The following is a 25,779-nucleotide window of genomic DNA, read 5'->3' as shown; positions in this document are numbered from 1 at the left end:
GGTCGGGGAGCGCGGGACAGCGGTGGGGGGCGGGGGGTGGTAGAGATCAGGGCGTGGAGACCATTGTTCTGCTGCCGCCCCTTGCCGCCAGCGGCCGTACCTGGCGTCGACAGGTGGACGAGCTGGGCGGGGAATTCGCCGTGCACACCCCGGAGCTGCCCGGGCACGGCGGCAGCCCCGGCCCGTTCACCTTCGAGCGGGCGGTCGCCGAGGTGGCCGGGCTGATCGACCGGACGGCCGGGCCGCTCCACCTCGTGGGGCTCTCGCTCTCCGCCACGGTCGCCGTGCTGGCCTGCCTGGCCCGTCCGGGCCGGGTCGGCAGCCTCGTGCTCTCCGGGGGCATCGCGGCCCCGCCGAGGGCGCTGGCGGTCCAGCGGGCGATCACGGGCCTGATGCCGGGGGCGGTCATCGCCCGGATGGCTGCCCGTCTGCTCGCCCCGTCCCTCGCCGGCCTGCCGGCGGACGAGCGGGCCCGGGTCCTCGCCGAGGCCAGCGAGGATTTTCGGACCGCCGGTCGGCGAACCTACCTGGACGGGCTGCGGGAGCTGGCCCGTACCGATCTGCGCCCGGGCCTCGGCGAGGTGACCGCCCCGACCCTGGTGCTCTGCGGGTCACGGGACCGGCTCAACGTGCCGGGCGCCCTGGAACTGGCGGACGGCATCCCCCACAGCCGGCTGCGGATCGTGCGGGACGTCGGGCACCTGTGGCACCTGGAACAGCCCGGGCTGTTCTCCCGGACGATCGGTGACTTCGTCCGGGAGAACCAGGCCCGTGGCTAGCTGATCGTCCAGGTGTCGCCGCTGGCCAGCAGGCCGGCGAGCTGCTGCTCCGGGGTGTCGGTGACCGTTGCCTTGGCGGTGGCCACCTGCTCCTGCACGACGCTGTCGTAGGAGGGACGGTCGACCTTGCGGAACACGCCGATCGGGGTGTTGCGCAGGTCGAGGCCGGGCAGCCGGGACAGCGCGAAGGCGTACGCCGGGTCGTTGACCGTCGCGTCGTGCACGACGATCTCCCCGGCCGGGGTGGACGCGGTCTCCCGGACCTCCAGCCCGAAGCCGCCCGGGGGGTGGACGACGCAGAACTGGCCGTCCTTGCCGAACGTGACCGGCTGCCCGTGCTCCAGCCGGATCAGGTAGTCGTCCCGGGTGCCGGGCTCCTTGAGCTGGTCGAACGCGCCGTCGTTGAAGATGTTGCAGTTCTGGTAGATCTCCACGAAGGCCGAGCCCTGGTGCTCCGCGGCGGCCCGCAGCACCGACTGGAGGTGCTTGCGGTCCGAGTCGATGGTGCGGCCGACGAAGGTGGCCTCCGCGCCGAGCGCCAGCGACAGCGGGTTGAACGGGGCGTCCGCCGAGCCGACCGGGGTCGACTTGGTGATCTTGCCGACCTCGGAGGTGGGGGAGTACTGGCCCTTGGTCAGCCCGTAGATCCGGTTGTTGAAGAGCAGGATCTTGAGGTTGACGTTCCGGCGCAGCGCGTGGATCAGGTGGTTGCCGCCGATGGAGAGCGCGTCACCGTCACCGGTCACCACCCAGACCGACAGGTCCGGCCGGGAGACCGACAGGCCGGTGGCGATCGCCGGGGCGCGGCCGTGGATGGAGTGCATCCCGTAGGTGTTCATGTAGTACGGGAAGCGCGACGAGCAGCCGATCCCGGAGACGAAGACGGTGTTCTCGCGCGGGATGTTCAGCTCCGGCATGAACTGCTGCACCGCGGCGAGGATCGCGTAGTCACCGCAGCCGGGGCACCAGCGCACCTCCTGGTCGGACTTGAAGTCCTTCGCGGTGAGCTTGAGGGCGACGGGCTCAGACATTCTTCAGGACCTCTTCCAGCGTCGTCTCCAGCTCCGCGGCCGTGAACGGCAGGCCGCGGACCTGGTTGTAGCTGACCGCGTCGACCAGGTAGCGGCCCCGGATCACCTGGGCCAGCTGGCCCAGGTTCATCTCGGGGATGACCACCCGGTCGTAGGAGCGCAGCACCTCGCCGAGGTTGGCCGGCATCGGCGAGAGGTGCCGCAGGTGCGCCTGGGCGATGGAGAGCCCACGCTGGCGCAGCCCACGGCAGGCCGCGCCGATCGGGCCGTACGTGGAGCCCCAACCGAGCACCAGCACCCGGGCGTCGCCGTCCGGGTCCTCCACCTCGACGTCCGGCACCGGGATCGCCTCGATCCGGGCCGCCCGGGTCCGCACCATGAAGTCGTGGTTCGTCGGGTCGTACGAGATGTCACCGGTCTTGTCGGCCTTCTCCAGGCCGCCGATGCGGTGCTCCAGGCCCGGGGTGCCCGGGATGGCCCACGGCCGGGCCAGGGTCTCCGGGTCCCGCAGGTACGGCAGGAAGGTGGTGCCGTCCTCGCCGTTGGGCGCGGTGGCGAACTCGACCCGCAGGTCCGGCAGGGAGTCGACGTCGGGCAGCAGCCACGGCTCGGAGCCGTTCGCGACGTAGTTGTCCGAGAGCAGCAGTACCGGGGTGCGGTAGGTGAGCGCGATCCGGGCGGCCTCCAGCGCGGCGTGGAAGCAGTCCGACGGCGACTTCGGCGCGATGACCGCGACCGGCGCCTCGCCGTGCCGGCCGTACAGGGCCATGTTGAGGTCGGCCTGCTCGGTCTTGGTCGGCATGCCGGTGGAGGGGCCGGCCCGCTGCACGTCGACGATCACCAGCGGCAGCTCCAGCGCGACCGCCAGGGAGATCGTCTCGCTCTTCAGCGCGACGCCAGGGCCGCTGGTGGTGGTCACGCCGAGCGAGCCGCCGTACGACGCGCCCAGCGCGGCGCCGACCGCGGCGATCTCGTCCTCGGCCTGCATGGTCACCACGCCGAACCGCTTGTGCTTGCTCAGCTCGTGCAGGATGTCCGAGGCCGGGGTGATCGGGTACGCCCCGAGGAAGACCGGCAGCCCGGAGCGGACCCCGGCGGCCACCAGGCCGAGCGAGAGCGCCGCGTTGCCGGTGATGTTCCGGTAGGTGCCCGGCAGCATCTTCGCCGGCTTCACCTCGTAGCGCACCGAGAAGTTCTCGGTGGTCTCGCCGAAGTTCCAGCCGGCCTTGAAGGCGGCCACGTTCGCCGCGACCAGCTCCGGCCGGGCCGCGAACTTGCGCTCCAGGAACCGCAGCGTCGACTCGTACGGCCGGGAGTACATCCAGCTGAGCAGGCCGAGAGCGAACATGTTCTTGGCCCGCTCGGCGTCCTTCTTGGACACGTCGTTGGCGGCCAGCGCGCCGACCGTCATCGAGGTCAGCGCGACCGGGTGCACCACGTAGCCGGCCAGTGAGTCGTCCTCCAGCGGGCTGGTCTGGTAGCCGACCTTGGCCAGGTTGCGCCTGGTGAACTCGTCGGTGTTGACGATGATGTCGGCCCCGCGCGGGAGGTCGCCCAGGTTGGCCTTCAGCGCCGCCGGGTTCATCGCCACCAGCACGTTCGGGGCGTCACCGGGGGTGAGGATGTCGTAGTCGGCGAAGTGCACCTGGAAGCTCGACACGCCGGGGAGCGTGCCGGCGGGCGCCCGGATCTCGGCCGGGAAGTTGGGCAACGTGGAGATGTCGTTGCCCAGCTGCGCCGTCTCCGACGTGAACCGGTCGCCGGTCAGCTGCATGCCGTCGCCGGAGTCGCCGGCGAACCGGATGACCACCCGGTCGAGTTGACGGATCTGCTTGGTCACGCCTGCACCTCGCTTCGCTCAGCCCCGCCGCACGGGCGGCTGAACCTGTTGGTGACCCCGCCTTGCCCCGCCACGTGACCTCCTTGACGCGCCACTGCGCCGACCCACCCGTGGCTGGTCCGGCCCGCTGTCGTTTCTCACCTCAGAGCCTACGTCGAGGCGTTAGGGCATCCTTGGTGGAGGTCCGACGACTGGGATCGGAATTGGCGGTTTTATGTCCCGGTTTGTGGCGTTTGGTGGGGGCCGCCGTAATCGAGATCACCGATCACCGGGCGCCGCCGACGGCCGGTCGGATTTCAGTCCGACGCCGTCGGGCTCGCCGCCGGCTCCGGCACGGTGCCGGTCATCCGGCGACGCAGCGAGGTGGTGGCCAGCGCCAGCGCCAGCACCACCAGCAGCGCGGAGATCGCGATCAGGGCGGTCGCGATCCGCTGCACCGAGGACAGCCCGTCGTCGGAGGCCCGTCCGGCCGCGGCGAGCACGCCCTGCGAACCGGTCGGAATCGGGGTCGCCACCGGCGGGGTGGTCAGCGCCGCCGCGGCGGTGATCCGGAAGGTCATCTGCATCTGCTTGGCCGGGCCGTGGCGCGGGTCGAGCCGACCGATCACGGCGCCGGCCAGCGGCGCCTCGCGCTGCGCCTCGGGGGTCGCGGCGACCGGGAGTCGCAGCGTCGCGGTCCGGCCCGCGGGCAGCATGCTTAGGTCGCACCGGGTACGCGTGGGCGCGGCGGTCACGCAGCCGGCCGGCGGGCTCGCCACGCTCACCCCGGCCGGCAGCACGATCTCGACCCGGCCCCGGGCGTCCACCTCGCCGGTGTTGCCCAGCCGGACGCCCAGCTCGGTGGGGCCGCCGCTGATGTCGAAGGCCACCTCGTCGGCGGCGAGCGTCATGCCGGGCACCGGCGGGCCCGGCGGGAAGAGCACCGCGAAGCCCTCCTTGTCCTCGGCGGTTCCCTTGCCCGCGGGGCCGGTCGCGGTCACCCGCACCGAGCCGCTGAGCGGCATCTGCCGCCAGGCGCTCCCGCTGACCCGGATCCGGATCAGGGTGCTGAACTTCGCGCCCGGCGCGGCGGTCCAGCTGCCACAGCGGTAGTGCCGGTCGCCGGACGAGAGGCAGCCCGGGGTCCCGGCGTCGGTCAGCCCGGCCGGCAGGGTGTAGCGGAGGCGCAACTGCGCGGGCACCGTGCCGGTGTTGCTCACGGTGACCCGCAGCGTGGTGACGGTGCTTGCGGCGTTCCAGTAAACGGGGGTGAGAGAGACGTCCCGGGTGGTCACCCGGACGCCCAACTGACCGGCGTCCTGCGTGCCCGACCCCGGTGCCGGCGCCAGCGTGACGCCGCCGGGTCCGGGGGGGCCGGCCGGTCCACGCGGTGCGGTCGGCTCGGGCGCGGGGGCCGTGGTCGCCGGCGCGGTGGTGGCGGGGGCGGTCTCGGCCGGAACAGTGGGGTCCGGGGCGGCCGTGGTCGGATTCGGGGCCGCGGTGGTCGGCTCCGGGTCCGGGGGCAGGGTGGGCGGTGCGGTGGTCGGGTCCGGTTCGGACGTCGTCGGCTCCACCGGAGGCGTGGTCTCCTCGGTGGGATCGCCGGCCGGGGTGGTCTCGTCCACACCCTCCATGGCCACCTGCGTGACGGTGGGTGCCGCCGTCGCCAGGCCCGGCGCGACCGCGAGGCCGACCGTCAGGCCGACCGCGAGCGACGCGGCGACCAGCGAGGAGGTACGCCGCTGCATCGCCCGCCGAACGGGGCCTACGTCGAGGCGGGCCATCTGTCCTCCGTGACCGTCAGTGAAGTTTCATTATTCGGCAACAGTTGCCGCAGGGCACTAGTTCCGCGAGGAAACAAATCCGTAACGTGTTCGGTACTTCGCCCGATCCGGCCCGCGCCGAGCCGGTCCCGGTAGGCTCGTCGACCATGACCGGTTACCTGGGCTCGTACGCGACGCTCGGGCTCCTGCTGCTCGCTGCCGCTCTCTTCTTCGTTACGGCGTTCTCGGCCAACCGGGTGTTACGTCCTAGCCGTCCGGCTGATCCGCCAGGCAAGCTGACCAGCTACGAGTGCGGCCTCGACCCCGTCGGCGGCGACTGGGCGCAGATGCAGATCCGCTACTACGTGTACGCGTACCTGTACGTGCTGTTCGCTGTGGAGGCGGTCTTCCTCTTCCCCTGGGCGGTGGTCTTCGACCGGCCCGGTTTCGGCCTCGTCACGGTCGCCGAGATGGGCGTCTTCGTGGCCGTCGTGGCGCTGGGCATCCTCTACGCCTGGCGCAAGCGCATCCTCCGCTGGACCTGACGGCCGGCTCAGGCCAGGCCGCGGCGGGTCAGCGTCGGCGGGCGGTCGCCCCGGATAGCGGCGACCATGTCCAGCACCCGGCGGGTGGGCCGGACCTGGTGGGCGCGGAACACCTGGGCGCCGAGCCAGGCGGAGACCGCGGTCGCGGCGAGGGTTCCCTCCAGCCGCTCGGGCACCGGCAGGTCGAGCGTCTCGCCGATGAAGTCCTTGTTCGACAGCGCCACCAGCAGCGGCCAGCCGGTGCCGGCGAGCTCGTCCAGCCGGCGGGTGATCTCCAGCGAGTGCCGGGTGTTCTTGCCGAAGTCGTGCGCCGGGTCGATCAGGATGCCGTCGGGGCGTACCCCCACGGCGACCGCGCGCTCGGCGAGCCCGGTCACCGTCGCGACCACGTCGCCCACCACGTCGTCGAAGGCGGCCCGGTGCGGACGGGTCCGTGGCGCGAGGCCGCCGGCGTGCGAGCAGACCAGCCCGGCGCCGGTCTGCGCCGCCACCCGGGCCAGCGCCGGATCGGCGCCCGACCAGGTGTCGTTGAGCAGGTCCGCGCCGGCCTCCACCGCCTCCACCGCCACCTCGGCCCGCCAGGTGTCGATCGAGATGACCACCTCGGGGAAGGCGGCCCGGACGGCGGCGATGGTGTCCACCGTCCGGCGGATCTCCTCGGCCACGTCGACCTCGTCGCCCGGGCCGGCCTTCACCCCGCCGATGTCGATGATCTCGGCGCCCTCGGTCACCGCGCGTTCCACCGCGCGCAGCGCGCTGTCCAGCCCGAACGTGGCGCCCCGGTCGAAGAACGAGTCCGGCGTCCGGTTGACGATCGCCATCACGACCAGCTCGCCCGGCGCGAACGTCCGCCCACCGAGCCGCAGCGCCCCGGCCATGCCCGCCTCCCGCCGTCACCGACCGGGTCCCCCGGCCGGTGACGACGCTATCGGAGTCCGGTCCGCCTCCGCCGGGCCGGTACGGCCCGCCAGGATCGTCGACGACGCCGGCCGTTGGGGTCGCTCGGGGACCGGTCGCCGTGCCACGATCTCTGCATGGGTCAGGTTCTGCTCGTACTGGTCGTCGCGTTGACCGTGGCGGCAGTGGTGTTCGGGGTGACGGTGCTGGTCTCCGGCCGGGATCCCGGCCTGACACCGGCCGAGCCGGACGGCCGGGCCGTCCCGCTACCGGGCGGCCGTCCGCTGCGGGAGTCCGACGTCGGGGAGGCCCGCTTCGACACCGCCCTGCGCGGCTACCGGATGGCCCAGGTCGACGAGGCGATGCGCCGCGCCGCCTACGACATCGGCTACAAGTCCGAGCTGATCGGCGTGCTGGAGGCGGAGGTGGAGGCGCTGCGCGACGGCCGTACCGCCGACGCCGACGCGCTGCGCCGGGCCCGGGCGGAGGCCGTCGGCGACCCGGGTGTCGACGAGACCCCGGCGTACGCCGGACCGGTCGACGCGACGGCCGACGAGGACGCCAGCGCTTTCCCGGCGGAGGCGCCCCGGCCGGCCTCGCCCGACGAGCCGCCCGCCGGTCACCTCGACGAGCCGCTCGCGGGCCACCCGGCCGAACCGGTCGGGCTGCGCGCGGACGCGCCGGACGACCCCGACCGGCGCCGCGACGAAGCCGACCTGGCCGACGCCCGCGCCGACGTCCCGGACCCGACCGCCGACCCGGCGGACGCCCGCGCCGACGTGCCGGACCCGACCGCCGGCCCGGTCGACGCCCGCGCCGACGTGCCGGACCCGACCGCCGGCCCGGTCGACGGCCGGCCCGGCGCGGTGGTCCGCTCGGAGTCGGTATGACCAGCCCGGCGGGTGGAAGTGCCGAGGGCCTGGGCGAGGCGGCCCAGCCCGGCGCGGGGGAGTTCACCGCCACGGTGATCGTTGACGCCCCCGCGGCACGGGTCTTCGCCGCGCTGACCGCGTGGGAACGGCAGTCCGACTGGATCCCGCTCACCACGGTCCGGGTGGTCGAGGGCGACGGCGGGGAGGGCAGCCTGGTCGAGGCGGTCACCGCGCTCGGCCCGGCGGTGCTCCGCGACGAGATGCGGGTGGTCCGGGTGGACGCGCCCTACGAGGTCGGCGTGGTGCACTGCGGCAAGCTGCTGCGGGGCCCCGGCGTGCTGCGCTGTACCCCGCTGGCCCGCGACCGCACCCAGGTGGTCTGGCACGAGTGGTTCCACCTGCCCGGGGGGAAGGCCGGCCGGCTGGCCTGGCCGCTGCTCTGGCCCGGCTCCAAGGCGAGCCTCACCCTGGCGCTGAAGAAGTTCGCCCGGCTGGTCGAGCAGGGCCGCCTGCCCTGACCCGACCCCGGTGTCGGGGGCCTGCCCTAGCGTGGACGCCGTGACTGACCTGGTGACCGGCGCCGACGGGCTGACCCGCTGCGCCTGGGGATCGAGCACCCCGGACTACGCCGTCTACCACGACGAGGAGTGGGGCCGGCCGCTGCGCGGCGACGACGCGCTCTACGAGCGGCTCACCCTCGAGGCGTTCCAGTCCGGCCTGTCCTGGCTGACCATTCTGCGCAAGCGCCCGGCGTTCCGGCTCGCCTTCGACGAGTTCCACCTCGAGCGGGTCGCCGAATACGGCGAGGCGGACGTGGCCCGGCTGCTGGCCGACGCGGGGATCGTCCGGAACCGGGCCAAGATCGAGGCGGCGATCGCCAACGCGCGGGCCGCGGCGGAGCTGCCCGACGGCCTCTCCGCCCTGCTCTGGTCGTACGCGCCGCCGCCCCGGGCCGCCCGGCCGGAGTCGTTCGCCCAGGTGCCCGCGCTCACCCCGGAGTCCACCGCGATGGCCAAGGCGCTCAAGAAGCGCGGCTTCCGTTTCGTCGGCCCCACCACGGCGTACGCGCTGATGCAGGCCACCGGCATGGTCGACGACCACCTCGCGGGCTGCCACGTCGCCGCCGCCCTGGCCCGTGATGGGATGGGGGCATGACCGTGACCGACCACCGCACCGGCGGGACGACCGACGCCGACGGCGGGCGGGGTGACGGCGCCTGGGCGGTGCTGCTGCCGGCCGGGCGTCTCGACGCCGAACGCCTCGTCCACCACGACACCCTGGAACTGGCCGCCCCGGCCGGCGGGCACCGGCCGCGCCCCGGCGACCCGGTGGCGGTGCTGGTGGACGCTCCGCCCCGGCTGGTGGCACTGGGCCGGGTCGCCCGGGTCGGCGCCGGCTCGCTGGTCGTGGCGTACACCCGGCGGGCCTTCGACGAACCGGTGCCGGCCGACCGGGTGACGCTCGACGGGCCGGTCACCGCGCTGGACCCGGCGGCCTACCGGGAGCTGGCCGACCGGCTCGGCCCGCCGCCGCCGCGCCGGACCTGGCTGGTCAGCCTGGACCTGCCGATCGAGGCCGACTCCCGGGCCGAGGCGGTGCGGCTCTTCTGGTCGTACGTGCAGGAGCTGGGCCCGGCGGAGCTGCCGGCGTTCGTCTCGCCCTCCGGCGACGAGCTGGCCATGCAGGCGTTCGTGCTGGGCGCCGAGGCCAACCAGGACCCCGAGGAGGACGACTAGCCCACCGAAGGGGTGCGGCGGCCGGCAGCCCGGCCGCGTTCAGTGTCCCTCGAAGACCGGCTTCTGCTTGTTCACGAAGGCCATGGTGGCGGCCTTGTGGTCGGCGGTGGCGCCGCAGATGGACTGGGCCTGCGCCTCGGCGGCGAGGGCGTCGGCGAGGGTGCCGGCGTCGGCGATGGAGAGCTGCCGCTTGATCGCCCCGTACGCGACGGTCGGGCCGGCGGCGAGCCGGGCGGCCAGCTCCTGGGCGGTCGGCAGCACCTTCTCGTCGTCGTCGACCAGCGTGTTGAGCAGGCCCAGCCGGCAGGCCTCCTCGGCGCCGACCGGCTCGGCGAGCATCAGCAGCTCGACCGCCTTGGCGTGGCCGACCAGCCGGGGCAGCGTCCAGGAGGCGCCGGTGTCGGCGGCCAGCCCCACCCCGGCGAAGGCCATCAGGAACTTCGTCCGGGGACCGCCGATCCGGAAGTCGGCGAGGAACGCCAGCGATGCGCCCGCCCCGGCGGCCATCCCGCGGACCGCGGCCACCACCGGCTTGGGCAGGTTGGCCAGCCGGGCGGCGATCGGGTTGTAGTGCGCCCGCACGGTGTCCAGCGGGTTGGCGGTGGCCGACTCCAGGGTCTGCACGTGCTCGCGCAGGTCCTGGCCGGCGCTGAACGAGCCGCCCGCCCCGGCCAGCACCACCGCGCGGCAGGACCGGTCGGACTCCAGCTCGGCCAGGGCGTCCCGGAGCGCCTCCTTGAGGGCCACGTCGAGCGAGTTCATCGCCGTCGGGCGGTTCAGCGTCAGGGTGACCACGGCGTCGGTGCGGTCGACGAGCAGCGGCTCGGTCACGTTCTCAACGACCCTTCTGTCGGGCGGTGCGGTTGCTGGCGTCGAGGCAGTGCTCGACGTACCGATCCGCGGCCGGCCGGAGCCGGGCCGCGTGTCGGTCGAAGAAGCTGGCCGCGGCGGTGCCGGGCCAGCGCTCCGGGAGCAGCGCCGGCGGCAGCTGCGGGTCCCGGAAGAGGAAGGTACGCCACGCGTGCACCAGCCGGAACCGGGCCGCGTACGCCTCCTCGTCGCCGCTGCGCACGGTGACGCCGGCCAGCAGCGGCCGCTGCTCGTCGACGAACCGCTCGTACGCGTACCCGATCTCGGTGAGGTCCCAGGCCCGGCGGACCACGCCCATCGCGCCGGGGGTGCCGGCGGCGTGCGCGGCGGTGAACCGCTCGTAGCAGACGCCGGCCTCCTCCAGCAGCATGTCGACGTCCTCGCTGGGCCGGGTCGCCACCCAGGTGTGCTCGTCGAGGGTGCCGTAGCCGAGGAAGCTCAGGTTCGCGGCGAGCCGCTGCCGGTCCCGGCGGGCCGTCGGGGTCTCCAGCACGAGCAGGTCGAACCGGCCGTCCCAGGTGATCCGGCCGGTGCGGTAGATCCGGGCGCCCGCCTCGTCGAGTCGCCGGGCCGCCTTCAGTGTGATCGAATATCCCGGTCCGGTGGCGAGGCGGAGCGGGTCGAGCCAGCCCTGGCGCACCATGCGGGAGACCGCGGTGCGCACGGCCGGAGGTGCGATTCCCAGCGGCGCCAGCAGCTTGACCAGGGCGGCAACCGGCGCGCGGCCACCCCTGGGTCGGAGGTAGTCGCCGTACAGGTCGAAGAGTGCCGACCGTGCCTGCATGACCGCACATTGTGACAGGCCTATCCAAGATAAGCTAGATGCTGTTACATCAATGCTGCTTCGGTTTGGGTCCGGCGGTGTTCATCAGGGAAAATCGTTGGTCGACGCCCCCGTGCACGTTGCGGGTGGTCATGACGAAGTGGCTGTGGGGCAACCCACCGACCCTGGTGTAGGTCTGAGGGGAGACAACATGGCGGCGATGAAGCCGCGGACGGGCGACGGTCCGCTGGAAGTCACCAAGGAGGGCCGGGGCATCGTCATGCGAGTCCCGCTGGAGGGCGGTGGCCGGCTCGTCGTCGAGATGACTCCCGACGAGGCCAACGCGCTCGGTGACGCGCTGAAGGCGGCTGCCGGCTGAGCGAACGACGGTCCACGCGGCGTCCGCCGCACGGACGGGTCGTCATACCCTGAGCCACCGGCATCGCCGGTGGCTCAGGGCCTTCAGCGTCCCCTGCGGGGCACCGATTTCCCGCACCACGATCAATTCCGGAGGTACGGTCGAGCGTGCTCGCCATCCGTCTGACAGCCGGCCCCGGCCGGCTGGACACGCTCGTCCTGCCCGTGCACACCGGTGCCGCGACCGACCGGGGCGACGCCCCGGCGACGCTGGCCGCGACCGGCTCGGCCCTGCCCGACGAGGCGTCGGCGGAGGCGGCCGGCCTGCTGCCCGCCGCCCGGCTGACCGGCCGGGCCGGGGAGACCTACCGGCACCTGCGTCCGACCCGCACCCCGGGCCGGCTGCTGCTGCTCGGCGTCGGCGAGGGCACCGACCGGCACTGGCGGACCGCCGGGGCCGCCCTGGCCCGCGCCGGGTCGGATGAGACGCACATCACTCTGGCGCTTCCCGCCGACGCCGCCGAGGGCACCGTCCGGGCGCTCGTCGAGGGGCTGCTGCTCGCCTCCTACCGGTTCCGGATGACCGACGCCGGGGAACGGCCCGCGCTGGCCGAGGTCGAGCTGCTCGCCACCGACCCGGAGCGGTACCGCGACGCGGTCGACACCGCCCGCACCACCGCGGAGATGACCCGGTTCGCCCGGGACCTCACCAACACCCCGTCCTCGGTGAAGAACCCGCAGTGGTTCGCCGCGCAGGTCGAGGCCGCTGCGGCCGAGCTGCCCGACCTGCACCTGCGGGTACGCGGGCCGGAGGAGCTGGCGGCCGAGGGCTTCGGGGGGATCCTCGCCGTCGGTGGTGGCTCGGCGAGCCCACCCCGCCTGGTCGAGCTGGACTGGCGGCCGGCCGACGCCCGTACCCACGTGGTCCTGGTGGGCAAGGGGATCACCTTCGACACCGGCGGCATCTCGATCAAGCCGGTGCCGGCGATGAAGCTGATGCGCAAGGACATGGCCGGCGCCGCCGCGGTCGTCGCGGCCACCCTGGGCGCGGCCGCGCTGCGCCTGCCGGTCCGGGTGACCACCCTCGCCCCGCTGGCGGAGAACATGGTCAGCGGCTCGGCCTTCCGGCCCGGCGACATCATCCGGCACTACGACGGCACCACCAGCGAGACCACCAACTCCGACGCCGAGGGGCGGCTGGTGCTCTCCGACGCCCTGGCGTACGCCGCCCGCGAGCTGGCCCCCGACCTGCTGGTCGACCTGGCCACCCTGACCGGCGCCAACGCGGTCGCGCTCGGCAAGCGGCACGGCGCCCTCTACAGCGAGAACGACCAGCTCGCTGCCGACCTGCTCGCCGCGATCGACGCCGCCGGCGAGGCCGCCTGGCGGATGCCGCTGCCCGCCGACTACCTGGAGCACCTCGGCAGCGACCTGGCCGACCTGCACAGCTCCCCGGACCGGGGCGCCGGCTCCGTGATCGCCGCGCTCTACCTGCGCGAGTTCACCGGCGACACGCGCGACCGCTGGCTGCACATCGACATGTCCGCGCCCTCCTGGGCCGACGGGGACGACGCCGAGCTGACCCGGGGCGCGACCGGCTGGGGCGTACGCGGACTGCTGCGCTGGCTGGGCACGCTGGGCTGAGCCGGCGGTCGGAGCGGGCCCCCGGCGGGCCCGGTCAGCGGTTCAGCACTTCACCGCGGCCAGCAGGCCGTCGCCGACCGGCAGCAGGGCCGGGGTCCAGTGTTCGGACTCCCGGAGCGCCTTGATGGTCTCCCGGACGGTCACCGTGTCGGTGTCCCGGGCGGCCGGGTCGCCGATCCGGCCGCCGGCCAGGGTGCCGTGCAGGGCGAGCACCCCACCCGGGCGCAGCAGCCGCAGCGCGGCGTCCACGTACGCGGCGAACCCGGTCGGCTCGGCGTCGACGAAGATCAGGTCGTACGCGCCGTCGGCGAGCCGGGGCAGCACGTCCAGCGCCCGCCCGGTGATGATCCGGGTGCGCCCGGACGGGAAACCCGCCTCAACGAGGATCCGTCGCGCGATCCGCTGGTGCTCGACCTCCAGGTCGATGGTGGTGAGCACCCCGTCGGCGCGCATCCCGCGCAGCAGCCAGACGCCGCTCACCCCGGTGCCGGTGCCGATCTCCACCACCGCCCGGGCGTTGCCGGCCGCGGCGAGCAGGCGCAACGCCGCCCCGACCCCCGGGGTCACCGCGTCGAGGCCCACCTCCCGGGCGAGGCTGCGGGCGGTCCGCAGCACGAGGTCCTCGCCGACGTACGACTCGGCGAACTGCAACGCCTGCGCCGTCGGGTTGCCGGAACTGGCGACCGTGGCGATGGGACACCTCCGGGCGGCGGGAGTGGTGCGAGGGGCGGGTTGGCGCTATGAGCCTAGAGGCGAGGCTTTCGGCGTGCAGCCGCGCGTCCACCGCTGACGATCACGCCGGGCCAAGAGCTGACTCCACCCGGCGCATCCGTGCAATCCTGGATGCGGTACCCCACGCGTCACGCCGGACCCCTCTCCCGGCGCGGCCCGGGGGACCGGGGGACGGAGTGGAGGCACCGACGTGACCGACGGCTGGGACTGGCGCCAGCCCGGCGGGAGCCCGGCACCGGCGGGACCGCCGGCCGGGACCCCGCCGGTGGGGCCGCCGACTGTGCCGCACGGCGCCGCGGCAGGCACGACATCACCGTGGTGGTCCGACGCGCTCGCCGACCCGTGGCGGGACCCGTACGCGCCGGCCGCGGTGGTGATCCCCACCGCACCCCTCGCCGGGGCCGCGCCGGAGCCGGTCACCGACCCGGACGCGTTGGGCCGGCCGAAGCTGCGCCAGCTCCTGCTGATCCCGTTGATCACCGCGCTGCTCGCCGGTGCGCTGGGCGGTGCCCTGGGGTACGCCTTCGCGGTCCGCGGCGGGGCCGGCGCCGGGGTGGCCCTGGGCGCCCGTCCCGCCGAGGCGCCGGCGCTGGCCCAGCGCCGCCCGGAGTCGCTGGCCGGGGTCGCCGAGAAGGTCCTGCCCAGCGTGGTGACCGTGCGGGTGGCCAGCCTGGGCGGCACCAGCGAGGGTTCCGGCTTCGTCGTCAGCGCCGACGGCCACGTGATCACCAACGACCACGTGGTGGCCGGTGGCACCGGCAAGGCGTCGGTGGTCTTCAACGACGGCAGCACCGCCCCGGCCACCGTGGTCGGCCAGGACCCGGAATCCGACATCGCGGTGATCAAGGTGAACCGCAGCGGGCTGCGCCCGATCGAGTTCGGCGACTCCGACGCGCTCGCCGTCGGCGACCCGGTGCTCGCGATCGGCTCGCCGCTGTCGCTGGCCAACACCGTCACCGCCGGCATCGTCAGCGCCCTGGACCGGACCATGCAGGCCGGCGAGCCGGGCGGCCCGGTGCGCTACTACGCGGCCATCCAGACCGACGCGGCGGTCAACCACGGCAACTCCGGCGGGCCGCTGGTCGACGCCGCCGGCCGGGTGATCGGGGTCAACTCGACGATCAAGTCGCTGGTCGCCGAGGGGCAGGAGGCGGGCAACATCGGCCTCGCCTTCGCCATCCCGATCAACCAGGCCAAGCGGGTCACCCAGGACATCATCGGCACCGGCAAGGCCCGGCGTACGGTGATCGGCGCCCAGGTGGGCGGCACCGGCACGGCCACCACGGCCGGCAGCGGGGTACGGCTGGCCGCGGTCGAGCCGTCCGGGCCGGCGGCCGGGGCGGGCCTGAAGGCCGGGGACGTGATCCTGAAGCTCAACGGTCGGCCGATGACCGAACCGACCGATCTGATCGCCCTGGTCCGCAAGTACGCCCCGGGCTCGGTGGTGACGGTGGAGTACCGGCGCGGGGCGAGCCGGCAGAACACCTCCGTGACGCTCGCCGCAGACGCCAAGTGAGGGCCGGTCACCCCCTCCCGGAGCGGCGCGCGACGTGCGTAGTCTTGGCCTGACGCCGACGAGGAGGCCCAGCCGTGCTCGACAACCTGAACTGGTGGGAGATCGGTGCGCTGCTGCTCCTGGCGCTGCTGATCTTCGGTGACCGGCTGCCCAACGTGATCAACGACGGGCTGCGGATGGTGCGCAACCTGCGGAACATGGCCCGCAACGCCACCGGCGACCTGAGCCGTGAGCTGGGCACCGACATCCAGTTGGAGGATCTGCACCCCAAGGCGTTCATCCGCAAGCACCTGCTCAGCGAGGAGGACGAGCAGGCGATCCGGAAGCCGCTGCAGGGTGTCTACGACAACCTCCGCGCGGACGTCACGGGCGTGCACAACGAGCTCAAGGACGTCGCAAACGCCGCGGACCCGCGCGCCAACGGCCGCCGCCCCGGCACCGCCACCGGCGGCGCTCCCGCCCCGGCACCCCGCCCCAGCTACGACGACGCCACCTGACCCACCCCCCGCCACGTCGCACCCCCGAGGGCCGTCCTGGCCCGCACTGTCACGCAAAAGCGGGGCCTCCCGAGCGCGGGAGGCCCCTCTTTTGCCTGACAGTGTGCGGATTCTGGCGGTGTGGTGGGTCAGCGGCCGGCGGGCTTGAGGCCGAGCGGCTTGCCGAGCAGCGACTCGCGGCGCAGGGCGAGCCGGTCGGCGATCTGGCTCAGCGCCTTCGCGGCCGGGGACTCCGGCTCGGCGACCACGATCGGGTTGCCGGCGTCGCCGCCCTCCCGGACCCGGGTGTCCAGCGGGATCTGCCCCAGCAACGGCACCTGGGCACCGATCGTCCGGCTCAGCGACTCGGCGACGGTCTGCCCGCCGCCGGCGCCGAAGAGCTCCATCCGCGAGCCGTCCGGCAGCTCCAGCCAGGACATGTTCTCGATCACCCCGACCACCCGCTGGTGGGTCTGCAGGGCGATCGCGCCGGCCCGCTCGGCGACCTCGGCGGCCGCGGCCTGCGGGGTGGTCACCACCAGGATCTCGGAGTTCGGCAGCAGCTGGGCCAGGGAGATGGCCACGTCGCCGGTGCCCGGCGGCAGGTCGAGCAGGAGGACGTCCAGGTCACCCCAGTAGACGTCGGCGAGGAACTGCTGCAGCGCCCGGTGCAGCATCGGGCCGCGCCACACCACGGCGGCGTTGCCCGCGGTGAACATGCCGATCGAGATGACCTTCACGCCGTGCGCCTGCGGCGGCATGATCATGTCTTCCACCCGGGTCGGGCGGCCGTCCGCGCCGAGCATCCGGGGCACCGAGTGGCCGTAGATGTCGGCGTCCACCACCCCGACGGAGAGGCCGCGGGCGGCCAGCGCGGCGGCCAGGTTCACGGTGACGCTGGACTTGCCGACCCCGCCCTTGCCGCTGGCCACCGCGTAGACGCGGGTGCGGGAGCCGGGCTGGGCGAACGGGATGACCGGCTCGTCGGCGGCACCCCCGCCGCGCAGCTTGGCCTGGAGGCCCTGCCGCTGCTCGGGGCTCATCACGCCGAACTCGATCTCGACACCGGTCACGCCGGGGACCGCCCCGACGGCGGCGGTGATGTCGTTGCGCAGCTTGTCCTTCAGCGGGCAGCCGGCGACAGTGAGCAACAGCTCGACGCGGACGACGCCGTCGTCGCCGACCTCGGCGGAGCGGACCATGCCCAGTTCGGTGATGGGCCGGCGGATCTCCGGGTCGTTGACGGTGGCCAGCGCGGCCTGGATCGCGTCGGAGACGGTGCTGACGGGTGCTGACATGCCCGCAATGCTACGTCGCCGGTGATCCGCCACCGCCGCCCGAGGGGGCGTGGTGTGAGCGAATCGATGACCGCGTCGGACGCGTCCGGGGCCCACCGGGCGGACGGGACGTCCGGCGGCAAACCGGGCGGCGAGCGTGTCGGTCAGCCCTCCGGGCGGCCGTCCCGGGCGAAGTCGCCGTCCAGCTCGTCCCGGGGCTCGTCGAGCGGCTCCGCGCTGCGGCGCTGGGCCCGCTCCTGCTGCCGCCGCTCCAGCTTCTGCCGGCGCTGCGCCGCCTCGTCCAGCTCCTCGGCCAGCCGGGCCAGCTCCGAGCGGAGGAAGTCCCGGGTGGCCACCTCGCCCATCGCGATCCGCAGCGCGGCGATCTCCCGGGCCAGGTACTCGGTGTCCGCCTTCTGCAGGGTGGCCCGCCGCCGGTCCTCCTCCAGCGACACCCGGTCCCGGTCGGCCTGCCGGTTCTGCGCGAGCAGGATCAGCGGGGCCGCGTACGACGCCTGTAACGACAGGACCAGGGTGAGGAAGGTGAAGGTGTACGGGTCGAAGCGCAGGTCCGCCGGGGCCAGGGTGTTCCAGCCGAACCAGGCGGCGATCACCACCGTCATGTAGACGATGAAGTTCGCCGTGCCCATGCCCCGGGCGATCCCCTCCGACCAGCGGCCGAAGGCCTCCGGGTCGAAGCGCGGCAGCTTGACGCCGCGGGGCTCGCGCGGCTGGTCCAGCCGTTCGGCCCGCCGCTGCTCAGCCATCTGTGCCGTCCAGGACGGCGTCGGTGGGGGCCGGGCCCGGTATGGCGTCCCGGTCACGCCAGTCGCGGGGCAGTGAGTGGTCCAGCACGTCGTCCACGGTGACCGCGCCGACCAGGCGCATGCTGCGGTCCACCACCGGCATGGCGACCAGGTCGTAGGTGGCCATCCGGCGGGTGATCTCGGGCAGCGGCGTGGTCGGCCGGAGCGGGTCGATGTCGTTGACCACCACCCCGCCGAGCAGGTCGGCCGGGGGTTCGCGGAGCAGCCGCTGGAAGTGCACCATGCCCAGGTAGCGCCCGGTTGGGGTGGTCATCGGCGCGCGGGTCACGAAGACCTGCGCGGCCACCGCCGGGGAGAGCTGCTCCTCCCGGATCCGGGCCAGCGCCTCGGCGACGGTGGCGTCCGGCGGCAGGATCACCGGCTCCGAGGTCATCACGCTGCCGGCGGTGCCGGAGGCGTACCGCAGGAGCTGGCGGACCGGGTCGGCCTCGTTCGGCTCCATCAGGTCGAGCAGCACGTCCTGCTCCGGCGGGGGCAGCTCGTTGAGCAGGTCGGCCGCGTCGTCCGGGTCCATCTCCTCCAGCACGTCGGCGGCCCGTTCCCGGTCCAGCGCGGCCAGTATCTCCACCTGGTCGTGCTCGGGCAGCTCGCTGAGCACGTCGGCGAGGCGCTCGTCGTCCAGGGCGGCGGCGACCTCGTTGCGCCGCGCGTCGGGCAGGTCCTGCAACGCGTTGGCCAGGTCGGCGGGGCGCATGTCCTCCAGGACGGCGAGCAGGTTCGCCGTACCCCGGTTGTCGGCGATGCCGCTGAGTCCGCGCACCCGGTCCCACTCGACTTGGTGCAGGTGGCCGCGGCGGGTGAGCCGGCTGGCCTGCTCGCGGACCGCGACCCGGGACAGCGACCACTCGCCGCCACGGCTGCGCTCCATGGCCACGTCGACCACCGCGCCGGGCTGGCCGCCCGGCTCGAGCTGGACCCGCCGGTCCAGCAGTTCCTGGAGGACGAGCAGCTCGTTCGGGCGCTTCTCGAAGCGGCGCAGGTTGAGGGTGCCGCTGCCGAGGACGACCGCCTCGGCGTCGATGGACGTGATCCGGTTGATGGACAGGAAGATCCGTCGGCGCATCGGCATCTCGGCGACCAGGCCGACCACCTCGGGCGGACGCTGGGTCGGCCGGATCCGGGCCACGGCGTCGCGGACCCGCCCCACCTGGTCGCCGTTGGGGTCGAAGACGGCGACTCCGGCGAGTCGTGCGATGTAGACCCGGTTCGGCGTGCTCACAGGCACCAGCCTAAGCGCCTAGTGTTTATCAACATGTCGACCTTGGCCTACGAGATCGTGGACGTCTTCACCGACCGCCCCTTCGCCGGCAACCCGCTGGCCGTGGTGTTCGGCGCCGAAGGGCTGGCCACCGAACAGATGCAGGCGCTCGCGGTGGAGTTCAACCTGTCGGAGACGGTGTTCGTGCTGCCACCGACCCAGGTCGGCGCCACCTACCGGGCCCGGATCTTCACCCCGGCGGCGGAACTGCCCTTCGCCGGACACCCCAGTGTCGGCGCCGCGGTCACCGCCAGCCGGCGCGGGATGTTCGGTGTGGGCAGTGTCACTCAGGAGTGCGGTGCCGGGGTGCTCCCGATCGAGGTGACCGCCACCGGCGCCACCCTGACCGGTGGCACGCCCACCCTCGGCCCCGAACTGGACCCGGATCAGCTGCTGGAGATGGCCGGCCTGACCGCGGCCGACCACACTGGCCCGGCGCCCCGGGTGGCCGGCTGCGGGCTGGAGTTCCCCTACCTGCCGGTCCGCCCGGACGCGGTGGCCCGCGCCAAGGTGAACCCGGCGGCGGCGGAGCGGTACGGAGTGGAGCACGTCAGCGTCTTCTCCTGGGACGCCGGGACGCAAACCGCGCACGTCCGCGTCTTCGTGCCGGGGCTCGGTGTCCCGGAGGACCCGGCGACCGGCTCGGCCGCCCTCGGCCTGGGCGTCTGGCTGGTCGCCAGCGGTCTGCTCCCCGGCGACGGCACCTCGACGTACGCGGTCCGCCAGGGCATCGAGATCCACCGACCATCCGCGCTGGCCTGCACGGTGACCGCGGCCGACGGGGCGGCGGTCGGCGCCACGGTCTCGGGTCAGGTGATGGCGGTGGCCCGGGGCGAGATCCTGATCCCGCCGTTCGTCGGCTGACCGGCACGGGCACGACGACGTACGAGAGGATGCCGGTGTGACGGACGAGCCGGACGCCCGGGACAGCACCCCGCTGGTCGACGAGGCGATGAAGAAGGCCGCGATCGCCTGGGTGAGCGTCGGCGACGGGCCGGCGCTGGCCCTGTGGTGCGCACCCCTGGAGGGCGCGCTCTTCGTGGTGAGCGGTCCCGGCGAGCAGTCCGCGCCGGGGCTGGCCGACGCCACCGGCGCCCGGGTGACCCTGCGCGGCGACCACGGTGGGCGGATCGTGACCTGGCCGGCCCGGGTGACCCGGGTGACGCCCGGGACGGAGGCGTGGGAGAACGCGGCGCCGCTGGTGGCGGCGAAGCGGCTGAACGCGCCCGGCCCGACCGCCGACCTGGTGGCCCGCTGGGCGGCCGACGGCTGCGCGCTGACCCGGCTCTCCCCGGCGGGCGATCCGGACGCCGGGGACCGGCTACCCGACGCCGCCTTGGCCGAGCCGCCGCGCGGCGCCCCGGTGGTGCGGGTGACCCGCAAGCCGTTCCGGCTGCACCGGGTCCGCCGCCGCTGACGCCGTCACCGACCGGGAGCCGGGTCCGCCGCCGCTGACGCCGGTCACCGGACGGGAGCAGGACCGCTCAGCAGGCCGCCGGCACCACGTCGACCAGCTCGACCACCTCGCGCAGCGACCCGATTACCCGGCCGTCCCAGTCCCGTTCCGCGTCGAAGACCAGGTGCCCGGCCAGGTCCGGGGTGACCAGGCGGGCCGCGGTCATCCCGGCCCGTCGGGCGCCGGTCAGTTCCCGGCTGCCGCCGTCGCCGACGTAGAGGCAGGCCTCCGGCGCGACGGCGAGCCGCCGGCACGCGGCCTGGTAGAGCGCCGGGTCGGGCTTGCACCGGCCGACCTGGACGGAGAAGACCCGCACGTCGAGCAGCGGGGCGACCGCCAGTTGCGGCAGGAACGCCGGCAACTCGTGGGTGCAGTCGCTGACCAGTGCGGTCCGGATCCCCCGCTCGCGCAGCGCGGCGAGGGCGGGCACGGCGTCCGCCCGCAGCCGGGTGTCGGCGCGTACGGCGCGGTGCCGGGAGGCGACCGCGGAGCGGACCGCCGCGTCGGAGGGGTGCACGCCGGCCTGCGCGCACACCCAGCGCAGGGTTGCCTCCGCGTCGCCGTACCGGCCGGCGGCCCGCTGGTAGAAGGTCCGGTCGAGTACGGCGGAGAGGGTGTCGACCGGGCAGCCGAGCAGCTCGGCCGTGGCCTGGTGAGCCGCGCCGCGCTGAACGCAGCGGGTCAGCGTGCCGAAGAAGTCGAACAGCACCGCGGAATACCTGGGCATGAGGGAGCGCCTCCGGGCGTCGAGGGGTCGCCGGCGCGGACCTGCAGATCGTAACGGAGTGCTGACGGTCCGTGCTGTCCTCTCTTGTGTGAGTATTGCTCTCCGTGTCTCCGACCCCCTCCCGCCATCCGGTGGACCCGCTGACCGCCGGCGTCCTCGTGCTGGCCGTCGCCGCCGTCTCGTCGTCCGCCCCGCTGGTCGCGTTCGCGGCCGCCCCGGCGCTGGCCATCGCGTTCTGGCGGAACCTGCTCTCCACCGCCGTGCTGGGCCCGTTCTCGCTGGCCCGCCGCCGGGCCGAGTTCCGGTCGCTGACCGTCGGCGCGGGCCGCCGGGAGGGCTTCTACTGCGTGCTCTCCGGGGTGGCGCTCGCCGCGCACTTCGCCACCTGGATGCCGAGCGCGCAGCTCACCTCGGTCGCCGCGGCCACCGCACTGGGCGCCACCCAACCGGTCTGGCAGGGGCTGATCGCCCGGTGGCAGGGCCGTCGCCTGCCCTACCAGGTCTGGCTCGGCATCGGGGTGGCGGTGACCGGCGCGGCCCTGGCCACCGGCGCGGACTTCGCCGTCTCCGGCCGGGCCTTCGCCGGCGACCTGCTGGCGGTCACCGGCGGCATGTTCGCCGCCGTCTACACCGCCTTCGGCGAGCGGGCCCGCGCCACCATCAGCACCACCACCTACACCACCATCTGCTACGGCGTCTGCGCGCTGATCCTGCTGGTGGTCTGCCTGGTCGGCGGGGTGCCGCTGCACGGGTACGACTCGTCGACCTGGCTGGCCATCCTCGCCCTGGTGGCCGGCGCGCAGCTGCTGGGGCACTCGATGTTCAACTACGCCCTGCGTCGGGTCTCGGCGACCACGGTGAGCGTGCTGATCCTGCTGGAGGCGCCCGGCGCGGCGCTGATCGCCGGGGTGTGGCTGGGCCAGCTGCCCCGGCCGCTCGCCCTGCCCGGGTTGGCGCTGCTGCTGGTCGGGGTGGCGGTGGTGGTGCTCGGCGGGGCCCGCGCCGGCCGCCGCGCCACGCCTGCCCCGGTCCCGGCCGACGCCGCCCCGCCCGCAGGCTGACCCGCGCCCCGGCGCACCGCGCCGCCCCGGCTCCTTCGGCGCGAGTACGCCCAAACCGCCGCCCCGGCAGCCCCCGTCACGTGAGATAGCGGGGAAGGAGGGGTGAGGCGATGGCGCGGCGGGACGAACACGAGCCGGACGGCGGCACGGTCGTCACCCCGTCGGCCGAGTTCCCGCCGCTCGACCCCGCCGAGCTGGGCACCCTGCGCCGGATCGGCGAACGCTGGCGGGTGAGCGGGGGCGCGGAGCTGCCGGTCGACCCGACCCTGGGTCGGCGCCGCGCCCAGCCCGCCCCGACCCGGTTCGGGCGGCTGGCGCCGATCGACCTGTTCCGCCCCGAGGAGCCGGACGAGCTGGTCGCCACCGAGCCGGCGAACCTGCCCGGCACCCGGTTCGGCCGGACGCTGACCCGGCTGCGCCGGGCGGTCCTCGGCCCGCCGTTGACCAGCGCCGCGGTGCTCTACGAGCGGATGCGCAAGCTGGTCGCCCTGCCGGTGCTCTCCTCCGACCTGCTCAGCTCCGTGGCGTACGGCCCGGAGGCGCTGCTGACCGTGCTGGTGCTGGCCGGCAGCGGCGCGCTGGGGCTCTCCCTGCCGCTCGCCGCCGGGCTGGTCCTGCTGATGGTCGCGGTTGGCGTCTCCTACCGGCAGACCATCCCCGCCTACCCGCACGGGGCCGGGTCGTACATCGTGGCGGGGGACAACCTGGGCGCCGGGGCGGGGCTGGCCGCCGCGGCCGGGCTGATGCTCGACTACGTGCTGACCGTGTCGGTGTCGGTGGCCGCCGGGGTGCACGCGATCACCTCCGCGCTGCCCGGGCTGGCACCGTACGCCGTGCCGCTCGGGGTGCTGGTGATCGGTGTGCTGCTCGCCGGCAACCTGCGGGGCGTCCGGACCGCCGGCAACCTCTTCGTGCTCCCCACGTACGCCTTCGTGGCCGCGCTGCTCGCCCTGCTCACGGTCGGCTACCTGCGGTTCGCGGGCCGGGGGTTCGCGCCCGTGCCGCCGCCCGCGGTGCCGGCCGCCGAGGGGCTCGGCCTGCTGCTGGTGCTGCGCGCCTTCGCGTCGGGCGCGGTGTCGATGACCGGCATCGAGGCGGTCTCCAACGCGGTGCCCGCGTTCCGCCCGCCGGAGTGGCGCAACGCCCGCACCACCCTCGGCTGGATGGTGGGCATGTTGGTGCTGCTCTTCGCCGGGCTCACCCTGCTGATCCACCTCGACGGCCTGGTCCCCACCCGGGAGCAGACCCTGCTGTCCCAGCTGGCCCGGGTCACCTTTCCGACCGGCCCCTGGTACGGCGTCGTCCAGGCCACCACCGCGCTGATCCTGCTGCTGGCGGCGAACACCGCCTTCAACGACTTCCCCCGGCTGCTCTTCTTCATGGCCCGGGCGGGGCACGCGCCCCGCCGGTTCCTGCACATGGGGGACCGGCTGGCGTTCAGCAACGGTCTGGTGGCGCTGGCCGCGACGGCTGCGCTCGTCTTCGTGGTGTTCCGTGGCCACACCGAGTCGCTGATCCCGCTCTACGCGGTGGGTGTCTTCCTGGCCTTCACCCTCTCCCAGGCCGGCATGGTGGTGCACTGGCGGCGCCGGCGCGGGCCGGGCTGGCGGCACCGGCTGGCGCTCAACGCGGTCGGCGCGGCCCTGTCCGGGCTGGTGCTGCTCACCGCGGCGGTCGCCAAGTTCACCGAGGGCGCCTGGGTGGTGGTGGTCGCCGTACCCCTGCTGGTGCTGCTCTTCCACCGGGTGCGCCGGCACTACCGAACGCTGCACGCGGCGCTGGCCCTGCACCCGTTGCCGGTCGCCGGCGGACCGCCCGCCGGGCCCGCCGAGGGGGAGGAGCTGCCCCAGCAGGTACGCCACCTGGTGGTGGTGCCGGTGGCCCGGCTCAACCGGGCGTCGTTGCGGGCCCTGGCGTACGCGGTGTCGCTGGGCCGGCCGACCCTGGCGCTGCACATCGCGCCGGAGGAGGCGGAGGCGGAACGCTTCCGGGCGCAGTGGGAGGCCTGGGGGGACCACGTCCGGCTGGAGGCGATCGTGTCGCCGTACCGGGCGGTGATCGGGCCGTTGGCGCACTACCTCGAGGCGCTGCGCGACTCCGCGCCCGAGCTGGTGCTGACCGTGATTGTGCCCGAGGTGGTGCTGCGCCGGCGCTGGCACCGGCCGCTGCACAGCCGCACCGAGCACCGGCTGCGGCAGGCGCTGCGGGCGCTGCCGGGGGTGGTGGTTACCAGCATCCCGGTGCACCTCACCGAGTGACGGTCGGAACCTCGTGCACCTCGATCACCCGGGTCTCGGGTGCCGCGTCGCCGACCGCCGCCCGCAGCGCCAGCCGCTCCGGATCGGCCAGGTACGACTGCACCCCGTTCCGCGAGTCGAACCGGATCAGGTGCACCTCGCTGCGTCCGTCGACGGCCCGCAGCCGCCGCTCGAGCTGCCCGCCGTGCCGTTCGAGCAGCGTGAGCACCGCGTCCTCGTAGCGCTGGCCGGCCTCCGGGTCGGCGCCGAACTCGACCACCGCCACCAGACGCAACCCGCTCACCCGTCGATCCCGACGGCCTTGGCGCTGGCCGTCCAGAGCCGGGCGGCGAGTTGCGGGTCGGCCGCCTTGCGCAGCGGTCGGCGTAGCCGCCGGTCGGCGTAGTAGGCGCCGTTGACCAGCCGCGCCGGGTCCTGGCGGGCCAGCCAGACCAGCGTCTCGGCGCCCTTCTCCGGGCTGCGGAACGGCAGGAGCCGCATGCCGAGGGCGACGAACCGGCTGTCCGCGCCGAACCGGGTCCGCACCACGCCCGGGTGGAACGAGTACGCCGGCACGCCCGGCCAGCGTCGGGCCGCCTCGGCGGTGAAGAGGATGTTCGCCTGCTTGCTGGTGCCGTACGCCTGGATCGACCGGTACCGGCGCAGCGTCACGTTCAGGTCGTCCGGGTCGAGCACGCCGCTGCGGTGCGCCCCGGAGGCGGTCACCACCATCCGCCCGATCCGGTCTTTCAGCAGGTTGCTGAGGAGGAACGGGGCCAGGTGGTTGGCCTGCACGGAGAGCTCGAAGCCGTCCACCGTGGTGAGGGGGTGCAGCACGATCGCCCCGGCGTTGTTGGCCAGCACGTCGATCCGGTCGTACGCCGCGCGCAGCCGCTCGGCGAGCCCACGGACGTCGTCGAGCACGGCGAAGTCGGCGCGGAACAGCTCGGGGCGCTCCCCGGAGGCCTCCCGTACCCGGTCACCGGCGGCTTGGAGGCGGGCCGGGTCCCGGCCGACCAGCACCACCTGGTCGCCACGACGGGCCAGCTCGACCGAGGCGGCGAGGCCGATGCCGGAGCTCGCGCCGGTCACCACCACGATCCGACGCCCAGTGAGATCTTCCACAGGTCCATTCA

27 protein-coding genes are annotated in these 25,779 nt (G+C 74.3%); 14 read left to right on the top strand and 13 right to left on the bottom strand.

The window, feature by feature from the left end; genetic code table 11:
• Positions 1-53: 53 nt before the first annotated feature.
• Positions 54-779, top strand: a complete 726-nt coding sequence (locus AC5RWQ_RS08595) for an alpha/beta fold hydrolase (RefSeq protein WP_494282186.1) — start codon at positions 54-56, stop codon at positions 777-779.
• Here the strand turns inward: AC5RWQ_RS08595 and AC5RWQ_RS08590 are convergent.
• The 3 genes from AC5RWQ_RS08590 to AC5RWQ_RS08580 all read right to left on the bottom strand — a co-directional run bounded on the left by AC5RWQ_RS08590 (position 776) and on the right by AC5RWQ_RS08580 (position 5,413).
• Positions 776-1,810: a 2-oxoacid:ferredoxin oxidoreductase subunit beta gene (locus tag AC5RWQ_RS08590; RefSeq protein WP_494282185.1), complete on the bottom strand. Its 1,035-nt coding sequence runs from the start codon at positions 1,808-1,810 to the stop codon at positions 776-778. The genes AC5RWQ_RS08595 and AC5RWQ_RS08590 overlap by 4 nt on opposite strands.
• Entirely contained in the window at positions 1,803-3,650 is a 1,848-nt protein-coding gene (locus AC5RWQ_RS08585; protein WP_334488568.1) for a 2-oxoacid:acceptor oxidoreductase subunit alpha, read from the bottom strand. Before AC5RWQ_RS08585 ends, AC5RWQ_RS08590 begins: the two co-directional genes overlap by 8 nt.
• A 296-nt stretch (positions 3,651-3,946) precedes the next feature.
• Positions 3,947-5,413, bottom strand: a complete 1,467-nt coding sequence (locus AC5RWQ_RS08580; protein WP_494282184.1) for a hypothetical protein — start codon at positions 5,411-5,413, stop codon at positions 3,947-3,949.
• 146 nt (positions 5,414-5,559) lie between these two features.
• On the opposite strand from AC5RWQ_RS08580, the gene ndhC reads away from it, so the two are divergent.
• Positions 5,560-5,937, top strand: a complete 378-nt coding sequence (gene ndhC, locus AC5RWQ_RS08575; protein ID WP_334488559.1) for an NADH-quinone oxidoreductase subunit A — start codon at positions 5,560-5,562, stop codon at positions 5,935-5,937.
• 8 nt (positions 5,938-5,945) lie between these two features.
• Here ndhC and folP read toward each other — a convergent pair whose 3' ends face one another.
• Positions 5,946-6,815 carry a dihydropteroate synthase gene (gene folP, locus AC5RWQ_RS08570; protein ID WP_494282183.1) on the bottom strand — a complete coding sequence of 290 codons (870 nt, stop codon included), beginning with the start codon at positions 6,813-6,815 and terminating at the stop codon, positions 5,946-5,948.
• A 156-nt stretch (positions 6,816-6,971) separates the two neighbouring features.
• On the opposite strand from folP, the gene AC5RWQ_RS08565 reads away from it, so the two are divergent.
• The 4 genes from AC5RWQ_RS08565 to AC5RWQ_RS08550 are packed head-to-tail and all read left to right on the top strand — an operon-like array spanning position 6,972 to position 9,442.
• A complete protein-coding gene (locus AC5RWQ_RS08565; protein ID WP_494282182.1) occupies positions 6,972-7,724 on the top strand; it encodes a DivIVA domain-containing protein in 753 nt (250 codons plus the stop codon).
• On the top strand, positions 7,721-8,224 hold the full coding sequence (locus AC5RWQ_RS08560) for an SRPBCC family protein (RefSeq protein WP_334488551.1): 504 nt from the start codon (positions 7,721-7,723) through the stop codon (positions 8,222-8,224). Before AC5RWQ_RS08565 ends, AC5RWQ_RS08560 begins: the two co-directional genes overlap by 4 nt.
• A 40-nt stretch (positions 8,225-8,264) precedes the next feature.
• The gene (locus AC5RWQ_RS08555; protein ID WP_494282181.1) at positions 8,265-8,861 is read left to right on the top strand and encodes a DNA-3-methyladenine glycosylase I; all 597 of its coding nucleotides are present in this window, start codon (positions 8,265-8,267) and stop codon (positions 8,859-8,861) included.
• Positions 8,858-9,442, top strand: coding sequence for a hypothetical protein (locus AC5RWQ_RS08550; protein ID WP_494282180.1), 585 nt, complete (start codon positions 8,858-8,860; stop codon positions 9,440-9,442). The genes AC5RWQ_RS08555 and AC5RWQ_RS08550 overlap by 4 nt, the downstream gene beginning before the upstream one ends.
• 39 nt (positions 9,443-9,481) lie before the next feature.
• Here the strand turns inward: AC5RWQ_RS08550 and AC5RWQ_RS08545 are convergent, their stop codons facing one another.
• Positions 9,482-10,273 carry an enoyl-CoA hydratase/isomerase family protein gene (locus tag AC5RWQ_RS08545; RefSeq protein WP_334488543.1) on the bottom strand — a complete coding sequence of 264 codons (792 nt, stop codon included), beginning with the start codon at positions 10,271-10,273 and terminating at the stop codon, positions 9,482-9,484.
• A gap of 4 nt (positions 10,274-10,277) precedes the next feature.
• Positions 10,278-11,096, bottom strand: a complete 819-nt coding sequence (locus tag AC5RWQ_RS08540; RefSeq protein ID WP_494282179.1) for a PaaX family transcriptional regulator — start codon at positions 11,094-11,096, stop codon at positions 10,278-10,280.
• Positions 11,097-11,286: 190 nt separating this feature from the next.
• Here AC5RWQ_RS08540 and AC5RWQ_RS08535 point away from each other — a divergent pair, with 190 nt between their 5' ends.
• Together AC5RWQ_RS08535 and AC5RWQ_RS08530 are read left to right on the top strand one after the other, a co-directional pair.
• The gene (locus tag AC5RWQ_RS08535; RefSeq protein WP_007455245.1) at positions 11,287-11,454 is read left to right on the top strand and encodes a DUF3117 domain-containing protein; all 168 of its coding nucleotides are present in this window, start codon (positions 11,287-11,289) and stop codon (positions 11,452-11,454) included.
• A gap of 146 nt (positions 11,455-11,600) precedes the next feature.
• Positions 11,601-13,076 carry a leucyl aminopeptidase family protein gene (locus AC5RWQ_RS08530; RefSeq protein WP_494282178.1) on the top strand — a complete coding sequence of 492 codons (1,476 nt, stop codon included), beginning with the start codon at positions 11,601-11,603 and terminating at the stop codon, positions 13,074-13,076.
• A gap of 42 nt (positions 13,077-13,118) precedes the next feature.
• Here AC5RWQ_RS08530 and AC5RWQ_RS08525 read toward each other — a convergent pair whose 3' ends face one another.
• Positions 13,119-13,727: an O-methyltransferase gene (locus AC5RWQ_RS08525; protein WP_334488536.1), complete on the bottom strand. Its 609-nt coding sequence runs from the start codon at positions 13,725-13,727 to the stop codon at positions 13,119-13,121.
• A gap of 271 nt (positions 13,728-13,998) precedes the next feature.
• On the opposite strand from AC5RWQ_RS08525, the gene AC5RWQ_RS08520 reads away from it, so the two are divergent.
• Together AC5RWQ_RS08520 and AC5RWQ_RS08515 are read left to right on the top strand one after the other, a co-directional pair.
• Positions 13,999-15,324, top strand: coding sequence for a S1C family serine protease (locus AC5RWQ_RS08520; protein WP_494282177.1), 1,326 nt, complete (start codon positions 13,999-14,001; stop codon positions 15,322-15,324).
• A 74-nt stretch (positions 15,325-15,398) separates the two neighbouring features.
• Entirely contained in the window at positions 15,399-15,821 is a 423-nt protein-coding gene (locus AC5RWQ_RS08515) for a twin-arginine translocase TatA/TatE family subunit (protein ID WP_334488531.1), read from the top strand.
• A gap of 128 nt (positions 15,822-15,949) precedes the next feature.
• Here AC5RWQ_RS08515 and AC5RWQ_RS08510 read toward each other — a convergent pair whose 3' ends face one another.
• From AC5RWQ_RS08510 to AC5RWQ_RS08500, 3 genes are all read right to left on the bottom strand, one after another.
• Positions 15,950-17,098 carry an Mrp/NBP35 family ATP-binding protein gene (locus AC5RWQ_RS08510; protein ID WP_494282176.1) on the bottom strand — a complete coding sequence of 383 codons (1,149 nt, stop codon included), beginning with the start codon at positions 17,096-17,098 and terminating at the stop codon, positions 15,950-15,952.
• 143 nt (positions 17,099-17,241) lie between these two features.
• Entirely contained in the window at positions 17,242-17,844 is a 603-nt protein-coding gene (locus tag AC5RWQ_RS08505) for a DUF1003 domain-containing protein (protein WP_494282175.1), read from the bottom strand.
• Entirely contained in the window at positions 17,837-19,123 is a 1,287-nt protein-coding gene (locus tag AC5RWQ_RS08500; RefSeq protein ID WP_494282174.1) for a magnesium transporter MgtE N-terminal domain-containing protein, read from the bottom strand. The genes AC5RWQ_RS08505 and AC5RWQ_RS08500 overlap by 8 nt, the downstream gene beginning before the upstream one ends.
• 33 nt (positions 19,124-19,156) lie before the next feature.
• Here AC5RWQ_RS08500 and AC5RWQ_RS08495 point away from each other — a divergent pair, with 33 nt between their 5' ends.
• Both AC5RWQ_RS08495 and AC5RWQ_RS08490 read left to right on the top strand, forming a co-directional pair.
• A complete protein-coding gene (locus tag AC5RWQ_RS08495; protein WP_494282173.1) occupies positions 19,157-20,026 on the top strand; it encodes a PhzF family phenazine biosynthesis protein in 870 nt (289 codons plus the stop codon).
• Between the two features lie 88 nt (positions 20,027-20,114).
• Entirely contained in the window at positions 20,115-20,579 is a 465-nt protein-coding gene (locus AC5RWQ_RS08490) for a hypothetical protein (RefSeq protein WP_494282383.1), read from the top strand.
• Between the two features lie 67 nt (positions 20,580-20,646).
• Here AC5RWQ_RS08490 and AC5RWQ_RS08485 read toward each other — a convergent pair whose 3' ends face one another.
• Positions 20,647-21,345, bottom strand: coding sequence for an HAD family hydrolase (locus AC5RWQ_RS08485; RefSeq protein ID WP_494282172.1), 699 nt, complete (start codon positions 21,343-21,345; stop codon positions 20,647-20,649).
• A 95-nt stretch (positions 21,346-21,440) separates the two neighbouring features.
• Here AC5RWQ_RS08485 and AC5RWQ_RS08480 point away from each other — a divergent pair, with 95 nt between their 5' ends.
• Positions 21,441-22,406 carry a DMT family transporter gene (locus AC5RWQ_RS08480; protein ID WP_494282171.1) on the top strand — a complete coding sequence of 322 codons (966 nt, stop codon included), beginning with the start codon at positions 21,441-21,443 and terminating at the stop codon, positions 22,404-22,406.
• Positions 22,407-22,516: 110 nt separating this feature from the next.
• Entirely contained in the window at positions 22,517-24,664 is a 2,148-nt protein-coding gene (locus tag AC5RWQ_RS08475) for an APC family permease (RefSeq protein ID WP_494282170.1), read from the top strand.
• Here AC5RWQ_RS08475 and AC5RWQ_RS08470 read toward each other — a convergent pair.
• Positions 24,654-24,947, bottom strand: coding sequence for a DUF1330 domain-containing protein (locus tag AC5RWQ_RS08470; RefSeq protein ID WP_494282169.1), 294 nt, complete (start codon positions 24,945-24,947; stop codon positions 24,654-24,656). The genes AC5RWQ_RS08475 and AC5RWQ_RS08470 overlap by 11 nt on opposite strands.
• The gene (locus AC5RWQ_RS08465; protein WP_494282168.1) at positions 24,944-25,768 is read right to left on the bottom strand and encodes an SDR family NAD(P)-dependent oxidoreductase; all 825 of its coding nucleotides are present in this window, start codon (positions 25,766-25,768) and stop codon (positions 24,944-24,946) included. Before AC5RWQ_RS08465 ends, AC5RWQ_RS08470 begins: the two co-directional genes overlap by 4 nt.
• Positions 25,769-25,779 lie beyond the last annotated feature (11 nt).

The sequence above is a fragment of the Micromonospora sp. BS32 genome, from assembly GCF_059089345.1.
Note: the sequence above shows the minus strand (reverse complement) of the source record. Positions and strands in the feature narration are given on the sequence as shown.